General features: G+C 36.3%; 24 protein-coding genes, 1 pseudogene and 1 riboswitch. Of the genes and pseudogenes, 13 read left to right on the top strand and 12 right to left on the bottom strand.

What is annotated here, in order from left to right:
* Positions 1-22: 22 nt before the first annotated feature.
* From BFJ97_RS09050 to plsY, 3 genes are all read right to left on the bottom strand, one after another.
* Entirely contained in the window at positions 23-1,609 is a 1,587-nt protein-coding gene (locus tag BFJ97_RS09050) for a spore germination protein (protein ID WP_068984316.1), read from the bottom strand.
* A 145-nt stretch (positions 1,610-1,754) separates the two neighbouring features.
* The gene (locus BFJ97_RS09045) at positions 1,755-2,045 is read right to left on the bottom strand and encodes a HesB/YadR/YfhF family protein (protein WP_068984315.1); all 291 of its coding nucleotides are present in this window, start codon (positions 2,043-2,045) and stop codon (positions 1,755-1,757) included.
* Positions 2,046-2,064: 19 nt separating this feature from the next.
* Positions 2,065-2,667 carry a glycerol-3-phosphate 1-O-acyltransferase PlsY gene (gene plsY / locus BFJ97_RS09040; protein WP_068984314.1) on the bottom strand — a complete coding sequence of 201 codons (603 nt, stop codon included), beginning with the start codon at positions 2,665-2,667 and terminating at the stop codon, positions 2,065-2,067.
* Between the two features lie 608 nt (positions 2,668-3,275).
* On the opposite strand from plsY, the gene parE reads away from it, so the two are divergent.
* The 4 genes from parE (at position 3,276) to BFJ97_RS09020 (ending at position 9,096) form a co-directional block, all read left to right on the top strand.
* The gene (gene parE, locus BFJ97_RS09035) at positions 3,276-5,252 is read left to right on the top strand and encodes a DNA topoisomerase IV subunit B (RefSeq protein WP_068984313.1); all 1,977 of its coding nucleotides are present in this window, start codon (positions 3,276-3,278) and stop codon (positions 5,250-5,252) included.
* Complete coding sequence (gene parC, locus BFJ97_RS09030) at positions 5,249-7,681, top strand: DNA topoisomerase IV subunit A (protein WP_068984312.1); 2,433 nt, start codon at positions 5,249-5,251, stop codon at positions 7,679-7,681. The genes parE and parC overlap by 4 nt, the downstream gene beginning before the upstream one ends.
* A gap of 142 nt (positions 7,682-7,823) precedes the next feature.
* Entirely contained in the window at positions 7,824-8,276 is a 453-nt protein-coding gene (locus BFJ97_RS09025; protein WP_083226971.1) for an HIT family protein, read from the top strand.
* Positions 8,269-9,096, top strand: coding sequence for a protein phosphatase 2C domain-containing protein (locus tag BFJ97_RS09020; protein WP_083226970.1), 828 nt, complete (start codon positions 8,269-8,271; stop codon positions 9,094-9,096). The genes BFJ97_RS09025 and BFJ97_RS09020 overlap by 8 nt, the downstream gene beginning before the upstream one ends.
* Before the next feature lie 405 nt (positions 9,097-9,501).
* Here the strand turns inward: BFJ97_RS09020 and BFJ97_RS09015 are convergent, their stop codons facing one another.
* Positions 9,502-10,413 (bottom strand): sigma factor regulator N-terminal domain-containing protein, encoded by a 912-nt coding sequence (locus BFJ97_RS09015; RefSeq protein WP_068984310.1) that lies wholly within the window; start codon positions 10,411-10,413, stop codon positions 9,502-9,504.
* Entirely contained in the window at positions 10,413-10,904 is a 492-nt protein-coding gene (locus BFJ97_RS09010; protein WP_068984309.1) for an RNA polymerase sigma factor, read from the bottom strand. The genes BFJ97_RS09015 and BFJ97_RS09010 overlap by 1 nt, the downstream gene beginning before the upstream one ends.
* A 186-nt stretch (positions 10,905-11,090) precedes the next feature.
* A riboswitch (TPP riboswitch) is annotated at positions 11,091-11,201 on the top strand.
* Positions 11,202-11,369: 168 nt separating this feature from the next.
* Here BFJ97_RS09010 and BFJ97_RS09005 point away from each other — a divergent pair.
* Genes BFJ97_RS09005 through BFJ97_RS08985 form a run of 5 tightly spaced genes read left to right on the top strand, consistent with a single transcriptional unit; the run spans position 11,370 to position 14,911 of the window.
* The gene (locus BFJ97_RS09005; protein WP_068984308.1) at positions 11,370-12,383 is read left to right on the top strand and encodes an ABC transporter substrate-binding protein; all 1,014 of its coding nucleotides are present in this window, start codon (positions 11,370-11,372) and stop codon (positions 12,381-12,383) included.
* A 1-nt stretch (position 12,384) separates the two neighbouring features.
* A complete protein-coding gene (locus tag BFJ97_RS09000; RefSeq protein ID WP_068984307.1) occupies positions 12,385-12,675 on the top strand; it encodes a thiamine-binding protein in 291 nt (96 codons plus the stop codon).
* On the top strand, positions 12,675-13,445 hold the full coding sequence (locus tag BFJ97_RS08995) for an ABC transporter permease (RefSeq protein WP_068984306.1): 771 nt from the start codon (positions 12,675-12,677) through the stop codon (positions 13,443-13,445). Before BFJ97_RS09000 ends, BFJ97_RS08995 begins: the two co-directional genes overlap by 1 nt.
* A complete protein-coding gene (locus BFJ97_RS08990) occupies positions 13,423-14,172 on the top strand; it encodes an ABC transporter ATP-binding protein (protein ID WP_068984305.1) in 750 nt (249 codons plus the stop codon). Before BFJ97_RS08995 ends, BFJ97_RS08990 begins: the two co-directional genes overlap by 23 nt.
* Positions 14,162-14,911 (top strand): TatD family hydrolase, encoded by a 750-nt coding sequence (locus BFJ97_RS08985; RefSeq protein ID WP_068984304.1) that lies wholly within the window; start codon positions 14,162-14,164, stop codon positions 14,909-14,911. The genes BFJ97_RS08990 and BFJ97_RS08985 overlap by 11 nt, the downstream gene beginning before the upstream one ends.
* A gap of 426 nt (positions 14,912-15,337) precedes the next feature.
* On the opposite strand, the gene BFJ97_RS08980 is transcribed toward BFJ97_RS08985, so the two are convergent.
* The 5 genes from BFJ97_RS08980 to BFJ97_RS08960 all read right to left on the bottom strand — a co-directional run bounded on the left by BFJ97_RS08980 (position 15,338) and on the right by BFJ97_RS08960 (position 19,886).
* Entirely contained in the window at positions 15,338-15,520 is a 183-nt protein-coding gene (locus BFJ97_RS08980; RefSeq protein WP_068984303.1) for a hypothetical protein, read from the bottom strand.
* Between the two features lie 98 nt (positions 15,521-15,618).
* On the bottom strand, positions 15,619-17,163 hold the full coding sequence (locus BFJ97_RS08975) for a solute symporter family protein (protein ID WP_068984483.1): 1,545 nt from the start codon (positions 17,161-17,163) through the stop codon (positions 15,619-15,621).
* 8 nt (positions 17,164-17,171) lie between these two features.
* Positions 17,172-17,510 carry a DUF485 domain-containing protein gene (locus BFJ97_RS08970; protein WP_068984302.1) on the bottom strand — a complete coding sequence of 113 codons (339 nt, stop codon included), beginning with the start codon at positions 17,508-17,510 and terminating at the stop codon, positions 17,172-17,174.
* Positions 17,511-17,996: 486 nt separating this feature from the next.
* Positions 17,997-19,550: a solute symporter family protein gene (locus tag BFJ97_RS08965; RefSeq protein ID WP_068984301.1), complete on the bottom strand. Its 1,554-nt coding sequence runs from the start codon at positions 19,548-19,550 to the stop codon at positions 17,997-17,999.
* Positions 19,551-19,886, bottom strand: a complete 336-nt coding sequence (locus BFJ97_RS08960) for a DUF485 domain-containing protein (protein WP_068984300.1) — start codon at positions 19,884-19,886, stop codon at positions 19,551-19,553.
* Positions 19,887-20,454: 568 nt separating this feature from the next.
* On the opposite strand from BFJ97_RS08960, the gene BFJ97_RS08955 reads away from it, so the two are divergent.
* The 4 genes and pseudogenes from BFJ97_RS08955 (at position 20,455) to BFJ97_RS08945 (ending at position 25,488) form a co-directional block, all read left to right on the top strand.
* On the top strand, positions 20,455-21,042 hold the full coding sequence (locus BFJ97_RS08955) for an SCO family protein (RefSeq protein WP_068984299.1): 588 nt from the start codon (positions 20,455-20,457) through the stop codon (positions 21,040-21,042).
* A 172-nt stretch (positions 21,043-21,214) separates the two neighbouring features.
* Positions 21,215-21,450 (top strand): annotated as a pseudogene (locus BFJ97_RS25095) ((S)-ureidoglycine aminohydrolase); the annotation flags it as partial.
* A gap of 523 nt (positions 21,451-21,973) precedes the next feature.
* Positions 21,974-23,455 (top strand): Lsa family ABC-F type ribosomal protection protein, encoded by a 1,482-nt coding sequence (locus BFJ97_RS08950; protein WP_068984298.1) that lies wholly within the window; start codon positions 21,974-21,976, stop codon positions 23,453-23,455.
* A 1,127-nt stretch (positions 23,456-24,582) separates the two neighbouring features.
* Positions 24,583-25,488: a tyrosine-type recombinase/integrase gene (locus BFJ97_RS08945; RefSeq protein WP_068984297.1), complete on the top strand. Its 906-nt coding sequence runs from the start codon at positions 24,583-24,585 to the stop codon at positions 25,486-25,488.
* Between the two features lie 37 nt (positions 25,489-25,525).
* Here the strand turns inward: BFJ97_RS08945 and BFJ97_RS08940 are convergent, their stop codons facing one another.
* Both BFJ97_RS08940 and BFJ97_RS08935 read right to left on the bottom strand, forming a co-directional pair.
* The gene (locus BFJ97_RS08940) at positions 25,526-26,332 is read right to left on the bottom strand and encodes a hypothetical protein (RefSeq protein ID WP_068984296.1); all 807 of its coding nucleotides are present in this window, start codon (positions 26,330-26,332) and stop codon (positions 25,526-25,528) included.
* Entirely contained in the window at positions 26,329-26,580 is a 252-nt protein-coding gene (locus BFJ97_RS08935) for a hypothetical protein (RefSeq protein ID WP_068984295.1), read from the bottom strand. The genes BFJ97_RS08940 and BFJ97_RS08935 overlap by 4 nt, the downstream gene beginning before the upstream one ends.
* Positions 26,581-26,623 lie beyond the last annotated feature (43 nt).

Below are 26,623 nucleotides of genomic sequence, written 5' to 3'. Positions count from 1 at the left end.
ATTCCTCGCTTGTATATCATTGTTAATTCCTTTTTTTAACACTAAAAAATTTATGCCCTCTAACATTGTTTTTTTGACTGATTAAACTAGGTCGAGTTAATAGGGCTCTACGAGGAAACAATACTAAAGCATCTTTTTGATCCTTTAAGATTAATGGCCCAAATGGACTTAAATAAGGAACACCAAAAGTTCGAATGCTACATAAGTGAATAATGATCATCATCATCCCAAACATCACGCCGAATAAACCTAACATCGCTGCTAATATCATTAATGGGAAACGTAAAAGACGAATGGTATTCGATAAGCCATAAGCAGGGAACAAGAAACTACAAATCGCTGTTAATGCAACAATAATGACCATTACAGCTGAGACAATCCCTGCTTCTACAGCGGCTTGACCGATGACTAAAGTTCCTACAATAGATACCGCTGGACCAATAGTTCTTGGCATTCGAAGACCCGCTTCTCGTAGTATTTCAAAGGCAAGCTCCATCATGAGTGCTTCGACAACTGCAGGGAAGGGGACTCCTTCTCGTTGAGATGCGATACTGATGAGCATCGGTGTTGGTAGCATTTCTTGATGGAAAGTTGTGATGGCCACATAGAGTGAAGGTGCCACTAATGCAAGACTAATACCAAAAAATCTTAATATGCGTACTAAAGAACTAATGATCCAATGCTGATAGTAATCTTCAGCAGAGTGTAAAAAGGACGTAAAAAGAGCAGGTACAATTAACACAAAGGGTGTACCGTCCACTAAAATAGCAATTTTACCATCTAATAGTTCTCCCGCAATGACATCAGGTCGTTCAGAATTATAGACAGTTGGGAATATAGTGAATTTAGAATCTTGAATAAAATCTTCGATATAGCCACCTTCCAAAATTCCGTCAATATTAATACGATCTAATCGCGCAAGAACCTCTGCTACTATTTTGTCATTGGCAATGCCGTTTAAATACATAACCGCAACATCCGTTTTAGTAACCTCACCGATAACACGAGACTTTATCCAAAGATTTGGACTTTTAATTTTTCGACGGATGAGGGCGGTGTTGGTACGTAATGTTTCTGTAAAGGACTCGCGCGGACCTCTAATAACCGATTCAGTTGATGGATCAGTAATAGCTCTATCTTTTGCGCTTTTTGTACTTGTCACGATGCCTGCCGAAACACCATCTAATAAGATGACTGTATCTCCATTCAAAATAGAATTGTAAAGTGTTGAGAAATTCGAAATTTCATTGACATCGCCGACTGTTAAACAAGTTTCTTTTACATATTGTTTTATAGTCTCTACGTCTGGGTTTTGAGCTTCTTCAACTTCTTGTATCAGTTTATCAATCACAGAATCAGAAATGGTTGTTTTATCGGATAAACCATCAATACTGATCATCACCATCGCATGTTTTTCAGCTTTACCAATTGTAATTTCACTTGTTACTGTATTTTTTTCAGCTTTACCAATCGAAATTTCTCGTATGATAATATCATTACTATTCCCAAGTGTATGTTTAATCACCTTCATATTTTGAGATAATGAGCTATACAGTAGGTCATTGTTTGAATTTGATTGGGAGGTATTCGTAACTTTAGAAATGGACATTTTTCTTGCCTCCTCAAGTTTGCGTTCACTACCTATAGAATGTACAACTTTCAGAAGAGATAAACTAAGTATGGGATGGAATAAACATAAATCATAGGAAAAAGAAAAGCAGTATTTCCCTCGTATAAACGAAGGAAACACTGCTTTATTTGCGATAATCATACTTTAATTCATCTATTGTAGCATCTACATCTACATGTAAATTGTGATCATTGAAAAACCATAAATCTTTTTCATCGATGTAGTAGGTGACATCGTCAAAAACTGTCTTAACACCAATTTCGATTGGTTCTTCACGAGTCATTCCAAGTGAAAAGCCTTCGTGAAAGGGACTGGAACCACCATATCTTGCATAAAAACGAATCGTATCTCCGGATTCTACTTCCATCTCTCGTTTAAACCATTGTAGGGCTTCATCTGTTAGTGCAATATTCAATAGAATGCTCCTTTCTTCGTTACAGCCATTTCACCTTTGGCTCTGTCCCATTTTTAATGCGGACAATATTTGCTCGGTGACGATAAATGATAAAGCTAAATAAACATGCTACTAAAAAACCTAAAGCAATATCACCTGTAACAAAATAATAAACGATTGAATAAATTAGTGCTACTAAAGCGGCAATCATAGAAGTTAAGCTGACAATTTTCGTTAGTTTTAATGTAACGAAAAAAGTAATAAATAGTAAAACAAATAGAGGCCATGAATAGCCTAAGAGAACTCCTGCTGATGTTGCCACAGCTTTCCCTCCGCGGAAACTCGCAAAGACAGGGAACATATGACCAACAACCGCTATAAGTCCAAGAATTAATGCGTGAATGGATACTTCAGAAAAAACAGGAAGAGATACGAGTAATACTGCAGCTGTTCCTTTTAAAACATCCATAATTGTGACAACTATTCCTGCTTTTTTTCCTAAAATACGGAATGTATTCGTCGCCCCTAAATTCCCACTACCATGTTCACGAATATCTGTTTTATAAAAAATTTTGCCTATCCATAATCCCGAAGGTATAGAGCCGATTAGATAAGCACATAAAATAATAAGTCCATTAAGCATAGCTGGACTCCTTTCATTTATAACTTGGTACTAATAATATGTAACAAGTATTTTACACTTTTTCTCTCTAATCTACAATGCAATGAAGGAGATTTCCTAGTGTATCTTGAATTCAATACAAAAGATAAATGTATTTTAAAGATTTCTATCTGTTTATTCGAACATAAGTTAGGTTTTTTGACATGAGTATTTCCAGTAGGCCGAGCGTCTAAAATATAGGTAAAATGGCAATTTTGTCATTCACCCGTTCCTTTGGTAGAATAGAAGTCTATCTTTAATTTCGCGGAATGGAAGAAGTACATTGTTATTAACATACCTGAATATTTTACAGTGGGTATTGAAAAGCTTCTGTATGAAGATATTAAAACCATTATGCGGTTGACAGTTAGCAATTAGTCATCAGTATTTATGCAACTAAAACTTATTGCCTGCGTCAAGGAAATTGGACAGCTGAAGCAATAATGGCAAATGATTCTATAAAAAAGTAAAAGTTGTGAAGGATTTTTAAAAATTTTTTGGACCTGCCACTAGCTATTGACAAGAAATGCTATTATTATTAGGAAGAGAACATAAATAGAACATGCGTTTGTTTTTTGGAGGGGAAATATTTGGCGAATAAACAGTCACCAAGCGTCTATAATGATGACGCCATTCAAGTATTAGAAGGATTAGAAGCGGTACGAAAGCGACCTGGCATGTATATCGGTTCTACAGATGGCCGTGGACTTCATCACCTTGTATATGAAATCGTAGATAATGCGGTGGATGAAGCACTGGCTGGCTTTGGTTCTCATATCATCGTCACTATTCATAAAGACCAAAGTATTAGCGTTCGAGACTTCGGCCGTGGAATGCCCACTGGGATGCATAAGATGGGTAAACCAACTCCTGAAATTATCTTTACCGTCCTACACGCTGGTGGTAAATTCGGACAAGGCGGCTATAAAACGAGCGGTGGCTTACATGGTGTAGGTTCTTCAGTTGTTAATGCTTTATCTTCCTTTTTAGTAGTGACGATTCACCGCGACGGTAAAAAGTATCGACAACGTTTTGAAAACGGTGGACATCCTGTGACGACACTTGAAGAAATCGGACAAACAAAACAGACAGGAACACAGGTCCATTTTCTACCGGATGACACGATTTTCTCGGTGACAAAATATAATTATGATACGCTTGCAGAACGTTTACGCGAGTCAGCATTTTTATTAAAAGGCTTAAAAATTGAGTTAATCGATGAACGCGAGGAAGGCAAAGGTGATGTTTTCTTTTATGAGAACGGCATTGAAGCTTTCGTTGCGTATTTGAATGAGGAGAAAGATGTACTTCATCCTGTAAAGTATGTGGAAGGGATTCAAGATGAAATTGAAGTAGAGTTCGCCTTCCAGTACAACGACGGCTATTCAGAAACAATTCTTTCATTCGTTAACAATGTTCGTACGCGAGATGGCGGGACACATGAAACGGGTGCCAAAGCAGCGTTGACGCGTGTTTTTAATGAATATGCACGAAAAATTGGTCTGTTAAAAGATAAGGATAAGAATCTTGAAGGGACAGACATTCGAGAGGGCTTAGCAGCGATTGTTTCTGTTCGCATTCCCGAGCACTTACTACAATTCGAGGGCCAAACAAAGGGTAAGCTTGGGACGAGTGAGGCCCGTTCGGCGGTAGATAGTGTTGTCTCAGAGCAAATTTTATATGTACTTGAAGAAAACGCTGAATTGTCTGCATCGCTTGTACGAAAAGCTATTCGTGCGCAACAAGTACGTGAAGCGGCTCGTAAAGCGCGTGAAGATGCACGAAATGGCAAGAAAAGCAAAAAAGGCAGTACGATTCTTTCTGGAAAACTAACACCTGCACAATCTCGAAATGCTGCAAAAAACGAGCTGTATTTAGTCGAAGGTGATTCTGCAGGAGGTTCTGCTAAACAAGGGCGAGATCGTACGTTCCAAGCGATTTTACCATTGCGTGGTAAAGTTATTAATACGGAAAAGGCGAAGCTTCAGGACATTATGAAAAATGAAGAAATTTCAACGATCATTCATGCCATTGGTGCAGGCGTTGGAACAGATTTCTCAGTTGAGGACTCATCCTATGATAAAGTCGTGATTATGACCGATGCGGATACTGATGGAGCGCATATTCAAGTGCTGCTACTTACGTTCTTCTATCGTTATATGCGACCATTAATTGAAGCAGGAAAGGTATTTATCGCATTACCGCCGCTTTATAAAGTGTCAAAAGGTACTGGTAAAAAAGAAGTGATTGAATATGCTTGGACCGAAAGTGATTTACAAACAGCCATTAAAAAAGTTGGAAAGGGTTACATATTACAGCGTTATAAAGGTCTTGGAGAGATGAATGCTGACCAGCTATGGGATACGACGATGAACCCTGAAACGCGGACATTAATTCGCGTAACAATTGAAGATGGTGCACGTGCTGAAAGACGTGTCACAACATTAATGGGCGACAAAGTTGAACCACGCCGAAAATGGATCGAAGCCAATGTCAACTTCGGTATGGAGGATGATTCTAATATTTTAGACAATGAATTCATCCAACAAGAGGAGGGCCAAGCATGAGTAGTACGGAAAAGTTTCAAGATTTACCTTTAGAAGAAGTAATGGGTGACCGCTTTGGTCGCTATAGTAAATATATTATTCAAGACCGCGCGTTGCCTGATGCACGTGACGGTCTTAAGCCTGTACAACGTCGTATTTTATATGCGATGTTTACAGAGGGGAATACGAATGATAAACCATTCCGTAAATCAGCCAAAACAGTCGGTAATGTTATTGGTAACTACCATCCACACGGTGATAGCTCCGTATACGAAGCGATGGTACGTATGAGTCAGGATTGGAAGGCACGTCATATGCTCATTGAAATGCATGGTAATAATGGTTCTGTTGATGGTGACCCACCTGCAGCGATGCGTTATACAGAGGCAAGACTTTCTGCCATTGCAGCCGAGATGCTACGTGATATTGGCAAGAAAACCGTTGAATTTGTGCCGAACTTTGATGATCAAGATATGGAGCCAACTGTTTTACCAGCGCGTTTCCCTAATTTACTGGTTAACGGCTCGACAGGTATTTCTGCCGGCTATGCGACAGATATCCCGCCTCACGCGTTAGATGAAGTGCTAGACGGCGTTCTAATGCGCTTGGATAACCCGAATGCTACGATTGATGAATTAATGACCGTCATCAAAGGGCCTGATTTCCCAACAGGTGGTATCATCCAAGGTGTCGATGGCATTAAGAAAGCGTATGAGACAGGCCGCGGCAAAATTATTGTGCGTGCTCAAGCAGCTGTTGAACCAATCAAGGGTGGCAAAGAGCAAATCGTTATTACAGAATTGCCGTATGATGTTAATAAAGCAAACCTTGTGAAGAAAATTGATGAACAGCGTGTGGATAAGCGACTTGAAGGAATTGCGGAAATTCGTGATGAATCAGATCGTACAGGCTTACGCGTTGTGATTGAGCTGAAAAAAGATGTACCTGGACAAGGTATTTTAAATTACTTATTCAAAACAACTGACTTACAAGTAGCTTATAATTTTAATATGATTGCTATCCATAATCGTCGTCCGACAATGATGACATTGCCATTGTTACTGGACGCGTATATTGCCCATCAAAAGGAAGTCGTGACAAACCGCTCCATTTATGATTTGCAAAGAGCTAAAGATCGCTCACATATTGTTGATGGATTAATTAAGGCGCTATCTATTTTAGATGAAGTCATTGCAACGATTCGTTCTTCCAACGATAAACGAGATGCGAAAACGAATTTACAGGTGAAGTTTGACTTTACAGAAGTGCAATCAGAGGCAATTGTAAGCTTACAACTATACCGTTTAACGAATACGGATATTACAGAGCTTCGCCATGAACAAGATGAGTTAAATAAACTCATTGCCAAGCTTGAAGGCATTCTGAATAGCGAAGCAAAACTTGTACGTGTCATTAAACAAGAATTGCTTGATATTAAAAAACGTTTTACAGAGCCACGTCGTTCGAAAATTGAACGAGAAATTGAAGAAATCAAAATTACATTAGATGTTCTTGTACCAAGTGAGGAAGTCGTTGTTACAGTTACAAAGGATGGCTATATTAAACGTACATCTACACGCTCACACGCAGCATCGAATGGCCAGGATTTTGCGATGAAAGATTCCGATTATTTATTATATGAGGAAAACTTAAATACGCAGCATCATTTACTGCTGTTCACAAATCGAGGGAATTACATTTATCAGCCTGTCCATGAGCTACCAGATATTCGTTGGAAGGATCTTGGTCAGCATATTTCAAGTATTGTGCCGACTGGCGAAGACGAATCTATTCTTGCTGTATACGGTTTTGAGACATTCGAACAAGCCAATACGTATATTTTAACAGCTACGAAAGATGGACAAATTAAACGCTCACCTCTAGCAGATTATGCTGTAACTCGTTATTCGAAGCCGATTAAAACGATGAATGTCAAAGCAGGAGATGAAATGATTTTTGCGGATTTCGTCACAGATGAAGCGGAATTATTATTAACGACAGATACAGCTTATGCGATTCGCTTCCCAATTGAGGAGTTACCAGTAACAGGCGTCAAAACAGGCGGTGTAAAAGGGATTACGCTAAAAGAGGGAGAAGCTTTAATCGGGGTCAATATCTTGCAGCCAAATAACACTGAATATGTTGTCATTGTGACGCAACGTGGTGCTGTGAAGAAAATGAATGTAGCTGAAGTAGAGATGACAAGTCGTGCGAAACGCGGCTTAAAAGTGTTAACAGAATTAAAAGCGAATCCTCACCGTATCGTCTCTGTTGTAAAGGCGACTGAAGAGGAACAAGTAATAATTGAAACAGAAAAAGGTGTGCAAGAGATTCTCGATGTTCAAGCATTGACTCGAGCAGATCGTCATTCAAACGGCTCCTTTAAAGTAGATATTGCTACAGACGGTGCCATTTCACATGTGTTAACAGTAAAAAAAGAAGAGAAATAATACCAATTGATTTTAATTTGAGATAACATCACCATACTTGGTGGTGTTTTTTCATGGAGGGAAAAATATTTAGAAAATTGTGCAAATGCAACGTTTTTTATATTATAATTCTATAACTACCAAAAAAAGGGGGATTATTCATATGAATGACTGTTTTATTTGCAATAAACACGTTGGAAATATTGAAACTTCTGGAGTTATGATTTATGAAGACGAATATGTATATGTAGGACACATTGATCGAAATGGAAAACCTAACTATTTAGGTCATATTATGATTGACCTAAAAAGACACGTACCGACACTTGCTGAAATGACAGTAGAAGAAGCAAAAGCATTCGGTGTCATAATGGCTAGAGTCAGCAAAGCTCTAAAGGAAGCCGAAAACGCAGAGCATATTTACTCACTTGTTTCAGGAAATTCTGTTCCGCATCTTCATATGCACCTAGTTGCTCGTTATCCTAATACACCAAAAGAACATTGGGGACCGATAGAAGTTTACGATTGGGAAGATGCACCTATGGGTGACAACAATGATGTTATTGAACTTTGTAATCGAATTAAAACATATTTAGAGAACAATCAATATGAATGATCACTTCAAAGATTTTAGTTGGGTTGGAAGTCAAGAAAACTTTGTAGATCAAGTAAACATTCAGCATATAGAACATATAATTGTGGGTCGATATGGCGGCAATTCGAATGCAGGACAATATAAGAACGAAGATGGATGCCTAGTATGGTTTAACGAAAGAGAAGATTGGGAATTCGTTATTGTTTTAGATGCACATAACACAGCCGAGAGTGCCGAAAGAGTAGTAGCATTGTTCGAAAATGAAAAACCTCAAATAAGGCATTTATTGTCTATGTCGACAACTCAAAAAACTTTTAAGATGGTAGAAGAAAAGGTATTAAGTATGTTTCAATCTAAGGAATTCTTATCTACTTGTCGAAATGTTAAAGGAGAAACCGCTTGTTTGATTGTTGTTAGAAAAGATAAATATATTTGGTGGTTTTCTGTTGGGGATTGTGTCCTTTATGTATTTCACCCAGAACTATCTGCACTAGGTCAATATCAAATCAATCAAAGACAATTCTATGAATGGATAGGACAAGTTAATACTTTTGAACAAGAGGTACCTTGTTACAGTGTGGGAATAAAAGAATTGAGACAAGGGGAAAACCGCTTATTTCTGACCACAGATGGCCTAATTGAATGCCCTAATGAACCATATTCAAACCCAACAACAATTGATCATGCTTTCTTTCATTCTAAAGATGAAGAAAGCATTAAATCAATGTTGACAAACATCCAAGAAAATAATGTCAGAGATAGTACTACCATAATTTCTTGGAAAGTAAATATTCTAAAAGAAGCTACTCTACCAAGTAATCAACAGGTGAACAAATACTGATTAATATGCTAAGTAATATAAGTTTTCTCCCTGTATCGAACCTGTTAATAGTAAGTTGCGACACTTTTGGAGAACAATAGAGACCTTTCCCAAAATCAGAAAGGTCTCTATTTTATAGTTGTTTTCAAAAAATCTACTATGTCAGTTTGATGATGTTGTACAAAATATTTTTAAGAAATGAAGGGAAGTGTTTCATCACATTCCTACAGAAATAACATATACGTTAGCATTATAAGACGCCAGATAAAAGAAAAAGATACTTTCCTCTTTCCGTAGTTCAATATCATCTTCTAAATGCTGAATAAACTTTAACGTTATCATACTATAACAGTAAAATTTTCACTCTAGATTTATTTTAGAATAATCTAGGGATCGATCAGACCTTTGATATCTGGTCTTTTTACTTTATTTTTCTGGCTTAATATAAGGAACGATTGGTGCAGTGGCGCCTACTGAAGCACCACGGATAAAATCTTGATTCTCTAAGGCTTTAAAATTATTTGTTTTGCCAGTGAGCATGACCCCTAAAATTTTCACTTCCTCAAACCGTTTATCTTTATTTGAATTTAAAAACTCTTGGATGGTTTCGTCATTTTTATTCGCATCATATTCTTGAAGTGTATCAATAAAGTCATCGTAGGCCTCTTTCGGTGAATCGGCTGGATCAAAGCCATAAACCTCTAAACCAGCAGGTCCATTACTTTCATCCGTAATTCGGGAAGTCATATATAACCATACGATGTTTAAATTGCTAGGAATTTTCTCTTGTATTTCTTGTAATGTATAAGGTTTGTTGAAAGAAACGGCAACTTCTGCAACGTGATTCTCCAGTTGCGAAATTTCGCCTAGTTCGTTTGGTACATCGTTAAAGTATTTTTGAATGGATGGATGATAAAATGTCGCTGATTTAGTTTTTGTCTGTTTATCGTACTCATAGTATTCTGTATCAGACCAATAAAACCCTGGTACTAACTCGTTCGTATCAATATTGAGGCGAAGCCAACCGTATGAACTTGTAAGCGTGCTCCATGGAACGACATAACCATTAATATTCTTCGAACGGTTTGTGATAATGTTTCCACCAAACATGGAAGAATTACTAGTTACTTGAGAGTCGATTTGTATATTAGGTTCAGCAATAGCATTATGTAAAAAAAGCTGTTCGTGCAGTGTGTTAGAACTTTTTGCTGCAAAGTAGTTACCGGTTTTATAAAAGATAGGGCAGAGAAGTAGTACTACAATAATTGAAGTGATGATAATTTTTAATAATTGTTTTCGCTTAGCTTTTTTTAAAGCGACATTTAACGAAGTTTTCATTAATAGGTACCTCCTATTTTTGAGTGAATGCATTTACGTGCGCGATATAATTTTTGCTTGACGCTATCTACTTGAATATCTAACAAATTAGCAATTTCTTCATATGAAAAATCATAGTAATACTTTAAAAAGAATATTTCTTTATATTCTTTTTTTATGTCTTTTAATAAATAGAAAATTTCATCCTTATTTAGCAACGTATCAAAGTGATCATCGATGTGTTGGAGCTTTGAATATATTTCCTTGGTGATGTAAATGTTCTTATGCTCCTTTTTCCTTTTCAAGTCAATATACTGATTGAGTGCTACTCTAAAAAACCATGGACGCAGATTAGTCTCAGTTAGGTCATCCAATAGTGTGTAAACTTTGTAAAAGGTGTTTTGAATGATATCTTCTGCATCTTCTTTGTTAGCTCCTTTCATTCGTAATAGTTTGAACACTTCCTCTCCTAAATGGATTAGATAGGAGGTCAGTTCGTTTTCTTTTCTCATTGTTGGTCCTCCTTACACTTATACAACGAATGAGTACTCACAAATGTATACACTTACATATAAAGTTATTATAGAATAAATGCTGTGTTTCACATTGCCTTCTGAAATGACCTTACATTAAATATGAAATAGAGCCTTGTCTTTTAAAGATAGGTATGGTTATAATAATCACGAAAAGTTCATATGGAAAGAATGTAGGGGGGCTGGTAGTTGCCAGCTGAGATTGTGTCCGATAGATGCTGACCCTTTGAACCTGATTTGGCTCGTACCAGCGTAGGGAACATCTATTCAAAAAAAGAAAGTTTTTGATACTGATTGTAAAACGTCTGGGGGAATCCTAGGCGTTTTTTTTATGTTTTTGTTATACGCGATAACCTTGGGTGCATACTGACTGTGGATACGCTTTCTTCTGGTTAAAACATTCGTTCATGAACACTTTCAAATTACTTTCTAGGAGGATTCAGCATGAAAAAATGGTTATTGATCCTAATGGCTGCGCTTTTAACACTTGTGGGCTGTAGCGAAAAAGAGGAGACAAAAGATACTAAGGATAAAAACGATGCGAATGCATTAAAAAAAGTATCGGTCGTGCTAGATTGGACACCGAACACAAATCACACGGGGTTATATGTAGCAGAGAAACTTGGTTACTTTAAGGAACAGGGCTTAGATGTTGAGATTTTATTACCTGGCGAAACGGGTGCTGATCAGCTAGTGGCGTCTGGTAAGGCACAGTTTGGTGTAAGCTATCAGGAAGGAATTACACAGGCACGTGTGCAGGATGTACCTTTAGTATCAATTGCAGCGATTATTCAACATAATACTTCTGGCTTTGCGTCAATTGCATCTAAAGGGATTAAGTCACCTAAAGATTTTGAAGGGAAAACATATGGTGGTTGGGGTGCACCGGTTGAACAGGCTGTCCTACAATCACTTATGCAAACAGAAAATGCGGATATTAATAAGCTAGATATTGTTAATGCAGGCGATTTAGATTTCTTCACAATGATGCAAAAGGATATTGATTTTGCGTGGATTTATTATGCATGGACAGGCATTGAAGCAGAACTTCGTGGTGAAAAGCTGAACATGCTTTATTTAACAGATTATAGCGATCAGCTTGATTATTATACGCCTGTACTTGCTACGAATGAAAAAATGATTAAGGATGATCCAGATACGGTAAAAGCCTTTGTCGCTGCTACTACAAAGGGCTATGAATATGCGATAAGTCATCCAAGTGAGGCAGCTGATATTTTATTAGAAGCGGTACCTGACTTAGATAAAGAGCTTGTGCATAAAAGTCAGGAATGGCTAGCAGATAAATATCAAGACGATGCCACTCAATGGGGTGAGCAAAAGCTGACTGTTTGGGAAAACTACGCAAAATGGATGGCTAGCAACAAAGTTTTAGAGGGCGAATTTAACGCAGAACAAGCATTTACAAACGACTTTTTACCGAAAAAGGAGACAAAATAGTATGGCGAATTCATTAGTAAGCGTACAAATTATCCCGAAAACTGAAAAATATGAAGATGTGATTCCTTATGTCGATGCGGCAATTGCTATTATTGACGCATCAGGAGTGAAATATGAAGTACACCCGCTCGAAACGACGATGGAGGGTGAGCTATCGTCGTTGCTACAAATCATTGAAAAAATGAATGTTAAAATGATTGAACTTGGTGCGATCAATGTTATTACACAAGTGAAAATTTTATATCAGCCATCAGGTATTACAATGGAGAAGTTAACGGAGAAATACCATTGATGAAGTCGGCAATAAAACAAGGAAGGACGATAATTTTTATCGCCTTCCTCTTATCTATATGGGAACTAATTGTCCGTTTTGCAGACGTTCCGCATTGGTTATTGCCAGCACCGAGTGCCATTTTGAAAGAAGGCTTTCAATCGTATGATACGTTCTTGCCGCATGTATTAGCAACTGTTCAATTAGCAATTCTAGGTCTTGCCATCGGGATATTGTGCGGGCTAACGGTTGCTGTGATATTACATCGTTTTACGTTTATTCGGGAGCTATTTTATCCTATTCTCATTATGTCGCAGAATGTTCCTGTGCTCGTCCTAGCACCGTTATTAATCATTTGGTTTGGGTTTGGTTTATTGCCAAAGCTTATTATTATTTGTCTCGTGTGCTTTTTCCCCATTGTGATCTCGGCAATGGATGGCTTCCGTCAAACCTCGCCAGAGCTGAAGTATTATTTTGAGATGATTGGTGCGACGAAAGCACAAACCTTTTGGAAGCTTGAATGGCCGTACGCGTATCCAGCGATTTTTTCAGGCATTAAGATTGCGGCAACCTATAGCGTTATGGGAGCTGTTATTGCCGAATGGCTAGGGGCGAAAAAGGGGATTGGTGTCTATATGACATTGGCACAGTCTTCATTTCGAACAGACCGCGTATTTGTTGCGATTTTTGCCATTGTTTTTTTAAGTTTACTATTATTTAGTGTTATTCGATTAATAGAAAAGCTTGTTGTGAAGGGGAGAGGATTACATGCTCAGTATTCAAAACATTGATAAATCATTTGATTCTCTTCAAGTTATTCGTAATTTATCTTTTGAAGTGAAGGATGGGGAATTTGTTGCGATTATTGGTCCGTCAGGGAGTGGAAAAAGCACACTCTTTCAACTAATTGGTGGTGTGTCTTCTATTGATAAAGGAGCTATCTTATTAAACGGTACAGATATCCAGCAAAAAAGAGGAACGATTGGCTATATGCCTCAGCAACCATGCTTACTGCCGTGGCGTACGATAGTAGAAAATGTCACGATTGTTGAGGAGCTCCAGCAAAAACCGAATATTGAACGTGCCAAGGAATGGTTAGAGAAAGTGGGACTTGCATCGTTTGAAAATGCGTATCCAAATGAGCTATCTGGCGGTATGCAACAACGGGTATCATTTATTCGTGCCATCATCAGTGATAAGCCCATATTATGCCTAGATGAGCCGTTCTCTGCACTTGATGAATTTACAAGGCTTGAAATGCAGGCGTGGCTTTTATCGATATGGGAGGAATACCGAAAATCAATTCTATTTGTGACGCATAGTATCGAGGAAGCGCTTTTTTTAGCCGATCGCATCATTGTCTTAACGAAACGACCAGCTACGGTTAAAAATGAGATACTCGTTCCTTTTGCTAGACCGCGAACAGAGGAAATTCGCCATTCAGCGACGTTTACTGCTTTAAAGCAACAGTTATTTATGTATTTAAAAGAAGAAAAGGATGACGTAAATGTTGATTGATGCGCATATTCATTTAGAGCAGTATAAGGAAAGTGCTATACTGGCTTTGCTAGAGGAAGCTGACTATGTGATTGCCGTGAGTATGAACCTTCCATCGTGTGAAAGAACGTTGAAGTTGTCGAAAACCTATGCGAAGATCAAGGCTGCATTTGGTTTTCATCCTGAACAAGCGTTACCAAGTGCTGAGGAGGAAGAGGCATTATTTACTTGGATACGCCAGCATGCTAAAGATATGGTTGCGATTGGTGAGGTCGGGTTACCTTATTATTTGAAACAAGAGAAGGCTATTGATGATCGTCCTTATGTGGCATTGTTAGAACGTTTTATTATGCTGGCAAAGGACTTACATAAACCAGTTGTTTTACATGCTGTTTATGAGCATGAGGCTATTGCTTGTGATTTGCTGGAAAAGCATCATGTAACGAAAGCACATTTTCATTGGTTTAAAGGCGATGACAAAGTGATTGAACGGATGATTTCTAATGGGTATTTTATTTCTGTCACGCCTGATTGTACGTATGAAGCGGAGATTCAACAGCTTATCAAAAAATACCCAATTGAGCTGATGATGGTAGAAACCGATGGACCATGGCCGTTTGAAGGCCCTTTTAACAATAAACGAACGTCTCCTTGGATGATGGATCATTCTATTGAGGTTATTGCTTCTATCAAAGGGATTACAACGCGGGAAGCGGCACACATCGTAACAAATAATACGACAATATTTTATAATTTATAGCAAAAAACACAGCTGTTCTCTTTTAAAGAGTAGCTGTGTTTTTTTAAAAGTAATAGAATCGCTGATAAAAGTGCCAGCATCGCTGATAAATCTCAAACATCGCTGATAAAAGTGCTAGAATCGCTGATAAATCTCTAACATCGCTGATAAAAGTGCCAGAATCGATGATAAAGCATCAAACATCGCTGATAAAAATATTAGATTCACGATAGTCTGTATACGGTAACGAAGGTGTTTAAAGGAACGTTCACTATTAAGCGAAAGTTTAAAAAGGGATCTATTTATTAACTCAACTAATGATCAGATGCAAAAAGTAATTTCATATTAAAATTCTAGAACCTTCTTCAGCTATTAATTTATTTAGGGATGACTTTATCATTATGATCAGCCACATCAGGATAGCTCTTTTAAAGCAAAACCCAACCACTAATAATCTTCAGAGTGGTTGGGTTTTCTATGCTTTGTATAATTTTGGTCGATGCTTTCTTTTTTCGTTTTTGTTAGTCGTTCATGTGTGCTGAAAGGAGAGAACTGACGATTTTTTTCAACGTCCTTACCTTTCGTCCGTTTTACATGCATGCGTTTCTTTTTTGCTTTTGATTGTGTCATGATCGTTACCTCCAACTGGTTTTGTAAATATAGTACCTAATACGGAAGAAAAAGTAAAACCTCGTAAGTATATAACTTACGAGGCAGTTGTCATATGATTAGTGAGATACGTCCTGTACAGAAATACCTGTGTTTGCTTTAACTTCCACTTCACGATATTTTTTGGCATCTGTTTCTTTAGAAAGTAATGTTCCGATGAAACCTCCAAGGAAACCAAGTGGTACAGAGATTAAAGCTGGGTTCGTTAACATAATTAACGGTTCACCTACGAAAATGGCTTTTCCTTCAACTGGATTCCAGATGTTTGGTGAAACTGCCACAAGTACTAATGCAGAGATTAAACCTGTTAACATTGCCGTTACAGCACCAGCTGTATTAAAGCGTTTCCAGTAAATTGTATAGATGATTACAGGTAGGTTAGCTGAACCAGCAATACAGAATGCAAGTGATACTAAGAACGCTACGTTTAATGTTTGTGCACCAAGCGCTAATAAGATAGAAACAATAGCGATTGTAATAGAACCAATACGTGCTGCAAGTACTTGCTCTTTTTCTGTAACTTTGCCTTTTTTAATGATTTGACCATAAATATCATGCGATAGGGCAGATGCGCCAGAAAGTACAAGACCAGCTACTACCGCTAAGATTGTTGCGAATGCTACCGCACATACGAATGAGAATAGAATGTCGCCACCAAGTGCTTCCGCAAGAAGTGGAGCCGCCATGTTACCAGCAGCGTTTGCAGCAATGATATCTTCTTTACCAACGAAATAAGCTGCACCGAAGCCTAAGAAGATTGTAAGAATGTAGAAGATACCTACAATCCAAGTAGCCCAGATAACTGATGAACGAGCTGTTTTCGCATCTTTTACTGTAAAGAAGCGCATTAGGATATGTGGAAGACCAGCTGTACCTAATACTAAAGCGACTAACATTGAAATAGTATCAATACCATTTGTGTATTTAAGACCAGGATTCAAATAAGCTGCACCGCTATCAGTAGCAGTTCCCATTTCTTTGAACATTGACGTAATACTAAAGCCGAACTCTTTTAATACTAAGAATGAAATAATGACAGTACCCAACATTAAAAGACAAGCTTTAATAATTTGTACCCAAGATGTTGCCGTCATACCGCCGAATAATACATAAGTTGTCATCATCACACCTACGATTAAAACTGCGATCCAATAGTCGATTCCTAAAAGTAATTGAATAAGTGCTCCTGCACCAACTAGTTGTGCAATCATGTAGAATAAAACAATTGTAATAGTGCTTAAAGCTGCTGTACCACGAACTTTAGAGCTGTCGAAACGCGCAGTGATCATGTCAGCTAATGTGAATTTACCAAGGTTACGTAATGGCTCAGCAACGATGTATAATACCACTAAGTAAGCTACTAAATAACCAATAGAGAAGAAGAATCCATCAAATCCAAATAATGCAACTGCTCCGGCAATCCCTAAGAAAGAAGCTGCTGATAAGTAGTCACCAGCAATGGCTAGTCCATTTTGCCAGCCTGTTAATCCACCACCTGCAGTGTAGAAATCACTTGCAGAAGAAGTGCGTTTAGATGCCCACCATGTAATAACTAATGTTAAACCAACAATAGCTACGAAGAAGAAGATCGCTGTAAAGCTCATTCCGTTAGTCATCGGCGGCCACCTCCGTTTTCATATTCTTCGATAATCGCCTTTGCCTCTTTATCAAAGTTATTCGCTTTTGCTACATATAAGTGACATAAACTCCAAGTCATGATGAATAATCCTGCTGAATATACCCACACCCAAGTAATTTCCCCAAATGCCTTTTGGTGTAGGATCGTCGTGTACGAAGTAAGAATTGGAAGTAACATGTAAGCTGCTAAAAAAATTACAGTTATTGACCAAAGAAATGAATTCTTTTTTCGTACAAGTGATTTAAATGATTCTTGATGTGCAATTGCATCATAGTCAATCACGACGGCCTTGTTTGTTTGATTGTTCGCCATTAACATTCCCCATTTTGTGTTTATTTTTACTGCTTAAATACTAAAATATGCTAGTTTAGTGAATTCACATCTTCATTTTATGAGAGAGTTCACAAAATTGCAATACATTTCAGAAAAATTATGAAAAAATAATTTTCAGAAAAAAAGTCTTGAAAGAGAAAATATACAACAAAGCCTAGAAATTAAAGGGTTATAGAAAATTCAGATAACTAAACAAGTTAGGTCAATTCTAGATTTTAAAGCAAAAAATAGGGTTGCATTTTGAAAAAAAGAATGATTTTTTCTTAAAAAATAAACACTATTTACTTTGTGAGAATTGTTTTTTCTTCGTTTTTTTTAAAAGTGAATAGTATTGTTCAATAAGTTAATTGGTAAATTTTTTGTAATAAAAAAATAAAAAACTCGACCGAAAATCGAGTTTTTTAATATGATATTTTTATTAAATGGATAAGAAAAACGATAGTTATAATTGTAATAATATGGTTTTTAGTGAGAAACGTCAGAAACAGATACACCTGTATTTGCTTTAACGCGAATTTCTTTATAAATGCGATCTGCTTCTTCCTGTGGTATTTTGTTTGAAGATAGAACAGAGCCTAAGTAACCCGCGATAAAGCCAAGTGGAATCGTAATGACTGCTGGTACTGCTAAAGGCACGATCGGGTTACCAACAAAGATTGCTGCACCTTCAACAGGACTCCATACGTTCGGTCCCATAGCACCTAAAACTAAGCATGATACTAAACCAGTTACCATTGCTGTAATAGCACCAGTTGAATTGAATTTCTTCCAATAAATTGTGTAAAGAATAACTGGTAAATTTGCAGAAGCGCCAATACAAAATGCAAAGGATACTAAAAACGATACATTCAAGTTTTGCGCAAATAACGCTAAGATAATAGAAACAATGGCAATAGAGATAGAGCCAGTACGTGCTGCTACAACCTGTTGCTTTTCCGTTAATTTACCACCTTTAATAATTTCACCATAAATATCATGAGAAATGGCAGAAGCACCTGTTAAAACTAAGCCTGAAACAACAGCTAGAATAGTTGCGAACGCTACTGCACCGATAAATGCCATTAGCACATCACCACCCAAATAGTGGGCAAGAAGTGGGGCAGCCGTGTTACCTGCCTTACTTTCAGCAAGAATTTTATCTAATCCTACAAAGTTTAATGCTCCAAAACCTAAGAAGATAGTTAATGAGAAGAAAATAGCTGTAATCCAAGTTGTCCATGAAATAGAAGAACGAGCAGTTTTGGCATCTTTCACTGTAAAGAAGCGCATTAAAATATGTGGTAAACCAGATGTTCCTAAAACAAGCGCCATCATCATCGAAACAGAGTCAATTGTACTTGTATATTTAATACCGGGTACAAGGAATTCTTCACCATGTTCCACAGCAACCGTATCAAACATTTTCATAAGAGAGAAATCGAATTTAGCTAATACTAATGCAGCTAATAAACCTGTTCCGAATAATAGAAGACTAGCTTTAATAATTTGCACCCAAGAAGTAGCTGTCATCCCACCAAATAATACATAAGTAGTCATCATAACACCTACGATTAAAACCGCAATCCAGTATTCAATACCAAATAATAGTTTAATAAGGGCACCTGCACCTACTAATTGCGCAATCATATAAAGGATAACGATGATAATTGTTCCTGACGCAGCAACACCACGAATACGTTTTTCGTTGAATCGTGATGTAAGCATATCAGCTAAAGTATAACGGCCTAAATTACGCATTGGCTCTGCAATTACATAAAGAAGCACTAAGTTAGCTACTACATAGCCTACAGAGAAGAAGAAACCATCAAAACCAGTTAAAGCAATCGCGCCAGACACCCCAAGGAATGCGGCAGCGGATAAATAATCACCAGCGATCGCAAAGCCGTTTTGCCAACCTTTAAGGCCTCCGCCAGCAGTATAGAAATCAGCGGCAGAAGACGTACGCTTTGCTGCGATATATGTAACAACAAGTGTTAAACTAACGATTGCTAAAAAGAAACCAACGGATACTAAGTTCATTTATTTTCCACCTTTCGCGTGATACTCTGCAAGCACCGCCGCTGCAGCTTTATCGAATGAAGAAGCTTTTTTCACATAGACTGTACAAAGAACAATTGTCATAATGAATAATCCTGCTGAATAAATCCAAACCCCCGTAATATTTCCGAAGACTTTTTGTTGTAGTACAGGTTGGAAAGCAAGGATTGGTAGCAAAATATAAAGTATTAAAAACCCTGCTGTAATCGAGAAAAGGAAGGTATTCTTCTTTTTCACGAACTTGTTGAACGATTCCATAGCTTCAATTGCATGATAATCAACTGATTCTATATGTTTGTTCCCAGAAACGTTAGCCATTATTATTCCCCCTAAAGTGTTATATTTCTGTTTTAAACGACATATTTCTTTTTAAGTCGTCGTTATATTCACTTATTTTATGGGGTAGTTTCTTATAATGCAATACTAAATTTTGAGTTTTTATAATTTTTAATCTCTTTTGGAATGTGGAAATAATATAGAAATATTAAGGATTTAATAGAAATAATCCGTATGAAAGAGAACGTAATTATCTATAAGAATAATATTATTAAAATAGTTTAATAATGATAATTTCGAATGGTGGAGAAAAAATGTACATAAAAGAGAATTTTGTGGAAATTGTTATTGTGTCATTAAATAACGGAAGATAGTAAATTGTAAAAAACTTTGTTATATAACAAAGGGTGTGATGTCTCGGGAAATAATTGAAATAGTAAAAAAAGCTTCGAAAAAATTTTTAAAAAAACATAAATTCTTATGCCAAAATCATACAATGAACAAAGTTTTGACATAAATAAATGAAAGGATATGGTCATAATCTTGTATTTGATTACTATAATTTATACAATTAACAACGATGGTAAATTGAAGGGAAGTGAGTAAATTAATGAAAAAGAAAAGTGTCATGCTTGTTTTGATACTAGCATTAAGTAGCGTGTTAACTGCTTGTGGTAGTTATAAATTTGAACCAGAAATGAATATAGAAGTACAAGACTTTTCGGTAACAAATCAAAAAAATGAACAGGTTAGTCTTGATACTTTTAAAGGTAAGCCATGGTTAGCCATGTTTATTTTTACTAATTGTAATACGATTTGTCCACCAATGACGTTTAACATGACAGAGGTACAAAAGGCACTTCAGGATGAAGGCGTAGAAGACTATCAAATCGTAGCTTTTAGTGTGGATCCTGAGGTTGATAAACCAGATGTGTTAACAAATTACTTAAAATCATATTCAGTGCCTGATGCAAGTAAATGGCAGCTCTTAACTGGCTATGATCAAAAGTTCATTGAACAGTTTGCAATGAAATCGTTTAATTCACACGTAAAAAATGATCCGAATTCTGACCAAGTTATACATATGGGAAGTTATTACTTAGTCAATGCTGATGGGATTGTTGTGAAGGATTATAGCGGTAACACAGAAGTACCAGTTGAGACGATTGTGGCAGATATGAAGGCGTTAACTAAGTAAAAAGTGATAACTCAGAGGTTTGAAGGGCCTCTGAGTTATTTTTTTTGCTGTAATTGATAAAACAAAAATTGAACATTCTATTACTACCATACATAACACAGTCAAAGGCCATCAGGAGCAAATTAATGAATGTAGATAAATAAAGTTGCTTAAAGTGTCTTTTCTAATTTAAGGGCATACACCAGTAGTTGTTACAGGTAATGAAAAAGACATCAAAGAAGTATTAATCCAAGACTTATTGTGACATGAACATTCGTATTCTTTCATTCAAACCAGGTACTCACATGGTTACATTGAAACACACGTTCAAGAACATGGTCTTGCGTTTTAAGAGGGCGAGGTATATATAACGGTGTTGATAAAGGTGACTACATCTTTATGGACGCTTATGCACCGCAATCAACTTACTTGCAAAATTAGATAATGAGGCATAAACATCAGATACTAATGTGACAATTAAGTCAATTTGGAATGGATAGGCTTTTGGTCAATTGTATTCCATAAAAAAATTTGGTAAGATAAAAATACAATTTATGAGAGGACTGATGGATGGACAATGATTAACTAATCTATATTTTAATTGAAATGAATAACTTCAAACTACAAAATATAGGATTAGTCTATCCATTTTTATAAATCAGTTTATACTTTTTTGTCATGATTCCAATGGCAAAAAAAACTTATTTAATATAAGTGAAAGTCTAATCCTTCCAATGACAAATTGGGGGGATTTTTTATTCTCTCATAGTCACTAAAATCTAATAAATAAAGGAGCTAGAGAAATGAGCGAATCAGACACGATTGTTACGCATGTAATACTCCGTATAAGTCGTTAATATCCATCAAACTTATACGGAGAAATTTAGAATAGATGGATGTGCCGACTTTGTATAAAGAGTAAAAAGTGTTGATATACAAAGGAGGAATTATCATGTCAATGATTAAAGTTCAAGATTTAACTTTTTCTTATCCAGGTAGCTTTGATAATATTTTTGAAGGAGTAAACTTTCAAATAGATACGGATTGGAAACTCGGATTTATTGGTAGAAACGGACGAGGTAAAACAACATTCTTTCATTTATTATTAGGGAATTATGAGTATAGCGGGAAAATCATTTCTTCTGTAGAATTTAATTATTTTCCTTATCCAGTTTCGGATAAAAACAAATATACTTATGAAATCTTTGAAGAAATTTGTCCTCAAGCAGAAGATTGGGAATATCTTCGTGAAATATCCTATCTAAATGTTGATGCTGAGATCATGTACAGACCATTTAAAACATTATCAAATGGAGAGCAAACAAAGGTGTTACTTGCTGCACTTTTTTTGACTGAGGGTCAATTTCTATTAATTGATGAGCCAACCAATCATCTAGACACGGATGCACGAAAGACGGTCTCTGATTATCTAAGGAAGAAAAAAGGGTTTATTTTAATTTCACATGACAGAATCTTTTTAGATGGATGCGTTGACCATATTTTATCTATCAATAGGGCAAATATTGAAGTGCAAAGTGGTAACTATTCTTCTTGGAAGTTAAATTTTGATAGACAGCAGGAACACGAAGCGGCAACAAATCAGCGTCTACAAAAAGACATTGGGAGATTAACACAGTCTTCGAAGCGTTCAGCAGGATGGTCTAATCAAGTGGAAGCTTCCAAGAATGGGACGACGAATTCGGGTTCTAAGTTGGATAAGGGTTTTGTAGGACATAAAGCGGCAAAGATGATGAAAAGAGCAAAGAATCTTCAATCAAGGCAACAAAAAGCTATTGAGGAAAAGTCACAATTGCTAAAAAATGTGGAAAAATCGGAGTCATTAAAAATAGAACCATTGGAATTACATTCAAATGAATTGATTGTTTTGGCGGATGTGTCTGTTAAGTACGATGATCAAATCGTAAATAAGCCAATTAGCTTTAAAGTTGAACAAGGTGATCGAATTGTACTGGATGGAAAGAATGGAAGCGGTAAAAGTAGTATCCTCAAACTAATTCTAGGAAATCCGATACAGCATTCAGGCTCAATACATTTAGGTTCAGGCCTCATTATTTCCTATGTCCAACAAGATACTTCTCATTTGAAGGGACTGTTATCGGACTTTATTGAAGAACATGAGATTGATGAAACGTTGTTTAAATCCATCCTACGTAAGATGGATTTTGACCGAATTCAATTTGAGAAAGATATAGCTCATTATTCTGGTGGACAAAAGAAAAAGCTGCTTATAGCCAAAAGTTTATGTGAAAAAGCTCATTTATATATTTGGGATGAACCATTAAATTTCGTTGATATTTATTCTCGCATGCAGATTGAAGAGCTTATTCAAAGATTTAATCCGACAATGGTTATTGTTGAGCATGATCAGGCATTTCAACAAACAGTTGCAACAAAAACTATAAACATTTGTTAAATGGATAAAGCATCGGTGTAAAAACCGATGCTTTTTTGGTGCCAGAACGTTAGAGATGAAGTATTTGAAATAAATATTAAAAACGAAGAAGCGAACACGAATCATTTCATTTCATATGAGCTGCGCTTGGAAATTAACAACGTGTACAGGCGTTATCTGCATTCAAATGAGCTACTGATGTATTTGTATGAGAGGATTCGGTGGAACCACGGATAATCAACGTATGCTCGTCTTTCAGTAATGGAAGCTATGTGGAAATTCTGGAAGCGGCAATTGAAAAGAAGGAGATTGAAGCTATGAATTGTTAGAGACGAGTCTTCGTAATCAATCCTGAAAAGATAATTAACGAATTATTTAGCGATAAATAATTAATAATATTCGTATTTTGTTCGTGAAAATGCGAATTGTCCACCAGCTGGAGACTTCACTGATTGAATAAAACACGAACATTATATATAAAAGTAATTTCTTTACTGATTAAGGAAGTAACGCCTGAATAATGAAACACAATTTATTATAAAAACTGCTTTAAATCACTAAATGTTAAGATCTTCTAGAGAATTGAAACAGCTTGGTATGACACCAAGATTTTACTGAAACAGTTCTTGAGACTGCATTAGACATGGAAGATAAACTTGGTGTGTGCTAATGGATTTGAAACAATCTATATAAGTCAGAGATTAAATAAAATAAAAAGCGAAAGTTCAACTTGAGATGAACATTGATATTTCAACGAATTGCCATGAAAATATGCAGTCGAATGAGGACTTATCGATGGACCAATATATATAGTATATTTAATGGAGTCGATTCATCGATTGACATGCTGTTAAAATCCGAGATCCAAAACTGTTAAAATTCCACCAATTTTTATCATTCTGTCTCAATATTATTAGTATACTTTTCATTGAAACACAACTTCCTATAATTTATATTATGTAAACTAAAATTATTTGGCGTGGAGGAGGGCCTGGATTCAACTACCCATAATATCTGTACTTTTCGACTTGTAATTCTTAAGTTCCTTATAATTTTCATGTGAACGATAACTCTCCTTTTTTACGATAATGGGATGATTTTGTACGGATAATAATTATTGTTTAATACGATATCTGGAGGTTTTATACTTGCAACTACACGCTGCCATTGACGAATTTGTATTGTATATTGAGATTGAAAAAAATTACTCGGAAAATACGGTTACGAGTTATGAATACGATTTACAGCTCTTCTTAACCTTTTTAACGGACCATGGCTGTTCAACTTGTTTAAATGAGATTACCAAGACCCAAGTACGTCGCTTTATCCAATATCTATTAGGATCTTTAAAACAAAAACCTCGTTCGGTGAACCGAAAAATTTCTTCCTTAAAATCGTTCGCCAAATATTGTTTAATAGAACGATACCTTGCTAATGATTTTACGCACGGGATTGAATCGCCAAAGACCGATGATAAACTTCCTGTGTATATGACATTAACGGATCTAAAGCAGCTATTTGACTATTTAGAACGCGCCCAATCACGTTTTTCGAAGCGAAATGAGCTAATGTTTAAATTATTAGCAACAACAGGTATAAGACGTTCTGAACTTGTTTCATTAACATGGGAACAAGTTGATCTGGTAAATGAAACGATTCGAATTGATGGAAAAGGAAAAAAAGAACGGATATTGCCCCTTCATCCACACTTAATACCGCTTCTGGCATCTTATAAAGCTTCTTTAAGATCATATCAAATTTATCCAACAGAACCTGTTTTTCTAAATAAAAATCGTAAAGCATTAGATCCGCGGGGTTTACATGTCATCTTTAAAGATGTATTGAAAAAGGCAGGCCTCCCGCCTACCCGCTTCTCGCTACATCACTTACGGCATACTTTTGCAACATTGATGTTACAGCAAAATAAAGAAAACGTTGATTTACGAACACTGCAAGAATTACTTGGCCATGAAAGTATTACATCAACTCAAGTCTATACACATGTTGAATATGAGCAGAAGAAGAAAGCAATTGATTCTTTTCGAATTTTTTGATCCCTTGCTAGGAAAGAAAACACCCGTAATTGGGTAGTTATCTTTTATTAAATATTTCGTAACCGTTTAAATGCGTTGGATAATTAGGTTGATAATGATTAGTCATCGACTGCGGTTGATATGGATAATTCATATTTGTTGAGGGTATTGAAAATCCTTCTGATTGAAACCCGACTTGTTGATGATAAGAATTAGGGTTTACTTCAGCAAACTGAAATGGTGATTTTTCAATATTACCTTCGTTTGAACTAGTAAAATAATTAGTAGAGTAAGTACTTGGATTCGATAACATTGCGTGTTCCATTTTCGAAAAAGTAAGGCGAATTAGCTGATCTTTAAATACAATAATATAGGATGAATTTTTTAATAGGTTTTCATATGCAGTTGGTAGTTGTTCGTAGATAGATTCTAAATCCATTGGTACACCAAATCTATCTTCCATTTCTAACGCAGTCTCTAGAACTGTTTCCAGTAAAATCTGTGCTGCACGAAGTTGTTTATATTCTCGAGAATATCTAAAAATATAGCGACTCAAAGGATCTAAAGACTGTTTCTTTGAATGCAATAGTAGCATCGGAATAGAATTATCTTCGACGCCCATATCGTGGAATATGCCTGCTATTGAATAACGTAATCCATGTGGTGTGAAATACTTTTTGGTCTTAATTTTCTTTTTCTTGTCACTTCCATCAGAGACCGGCATTTCTACAATCCATCCTAGATGCTCGCAGATCTTTTTAACAATGTAATTCATCTGTTTGTTGGCAAAGGCTTTTCCTTTTAACCCATAAAGCAATGAATCTTCTGGTGACTTATCTTTAGCATATTCACAAAGTATAGTCATGCTTTTGGTGGTAATGGAAGTACGCCTTCCCTATTCTTTGAATTAATAATGGGTGTTTCTCTATCCTCTTGATTATCTTTGATATCTTCTTTATCAAGGATAATATTAATTGAACATTCTTCCTTTTCTAGCGAATTGACCTTTAATTTAATTAAATTAGTTGAACGTAATCCAGTATAAATATTCAGCAGCATTGGCGCGAGAATATTTACTCCAACTGCTTGTAATTCATGCGCTGCTTTGTACACTTAGTACAGTTCCATAATATCTAAGTCTGATAAATGCGTATCC

The organism is Lysinibacillus xylanilyticus (assembly GCF_001708185.1).
In the GTDB taxonomy this organism is placed as follows: domain Bacteria; phylum Bacillota; class Bacilli; order Bacillales_A; family Planococcaceae; genus Lysinibacillus; species Lysinibacillus xylanilyticus_A.
The sequence above is the reverse complement of the archived record's forward strand: the minus strand, read 5'-3'. Positions and strand labels throughout refer to the sequence as shown.

Coding starts and splice junctions, on each gene's coding strand:
- BFJ97_RS08975 (WP_068984483.1), bottom strand. CDS start 17,163: ATGAGCTTTACAGCGATCTTCTTCTTCGTAGCTATTGTTGGTTTAACA.
- BFJ97_RS08985 (WP_068984304.1), top strand. CDS start 14,162: ATGTTGATTGATGCGCATATTCATTTAGAGCAGTATAAGGAAAGTGCT.
- BFJ97_RS08980 (WP_068984303.1), bottom strand. CDS start 15,520: ATGACACAATCAAAAGCAAAAAAGAAACGCATGCATGTAAAACGGACG.
- BFJ97_RS09050 (WP_068984316.1), bottom strand. CDS start 1,609: ATGTCCATTTCTAAAGTTACGAATACCTCCCAATCAAATTCAAACAAT.
- BFJ97_RS08995 (WP_068984306.1), top strand. CDS start 12,675: ATGAAGTCGGCAATAAAACAAGGAAGGACGATAATTTTTATCGCCTTC.
- BFJ97_RS08955 (WP_068984299.1), top strand. CDS start 20,455: ATGAAAAAGAAAAGTGTCATGCTTGTTTTGATACTAGCATTAAGTAGC.
- BFJ97_RS08940 (WP_068984296.1), bottom strand. CDS start 26,332: ATGACTATACTTTGTGAATATGCTAAAGATAAGTCACCAGAAGATTCA.
- BFJ97_RS08990 (WP_068984305.1), top strand. CDS start 13,423: ATGCTCAGTATTCAAAACATTGATAAATCATTTGATTCTCTTCAAGTT.
- BFJ97_RS09005 (WP_068984308.1), top strand. CDS start 11,370: ATGAAAAAATGGTTATTGATCCTAATGGCTGCGCTTTTAACACTTGTG.
- BFJ97_RS09025 (WP_083226971.1), top strand. CDS start 7,824: ATGAATGACTGTTTTATTTGCAATAAACACGTTGGAAATATTGAAACT.
- parC (WP_068984312.1), top strand. CDS start 5,249: ATGAGTAGTACGGAAAAGTTTCAAGATTTACCTTTAGAAGAAGTAATG.
- plsY (WP_068984314.1), bottom strand. CDS start 2,667: ATGCTTAATGGACTTATTATTTTATGTGCTTATCTAATCGGCTCTATA.
- BFJ97_RS09010 (WP_068984309.1), bottom strand. CDS start 10,904: ATGAGAAAAGAAAACGAACTGACCTCCTATCTAATCCATTTAGGAGAG.
- BFJ97_RS08950 (WP_068984298.1), top strand. CDS start 21,974: ATGTCAATGATTAAAGTTCAAGATTTAACTTTTTCTTATCCAGGTAGC.
- BFJ97_RS08965 (WP_068984301.1), bottom strand. CDS start 19,550: ATGAACTTAGTATCCGTTGGTTTCTTTTTAGCAATCGTTAGTTTAACA.
- BFJ97_RS08960 (WP_068984300.1), bottom strand. CDS start 19,886: ATGGCTAACGTTTCTGGGAACAAACATATAGAATCAGTTGATTATCAT.
- BFJ97_RS09020 (WP_083226970.1), top strand. CDS start 8,269: ATGAATGATCACTTCAAAGATTTTAGTTGGGTTGGAAGTCAAGAAAAC.
- BFJ97_RS09000 (WP_068984307.1), top strand. CDS start 12,385: ATGGCGAATTCATTAGTAAGCGTACAAATTATCCCGAAAACTGAAAAA.
- BFJ97_RS08970 (WP_068984302.1), bottom strand. CDS start 17,510: ATGGCGAACAATCAAACAAACAAGGCCGTCGTGATTGACTATGATGCA.
- BFJ97_RS09015 (WP_068984310.1), bottom strand. CDS start 10,413: ATGAAAACTTCGTTAAATGTCGCTTTAAAAAAAGCTAAGCGAAAACAA.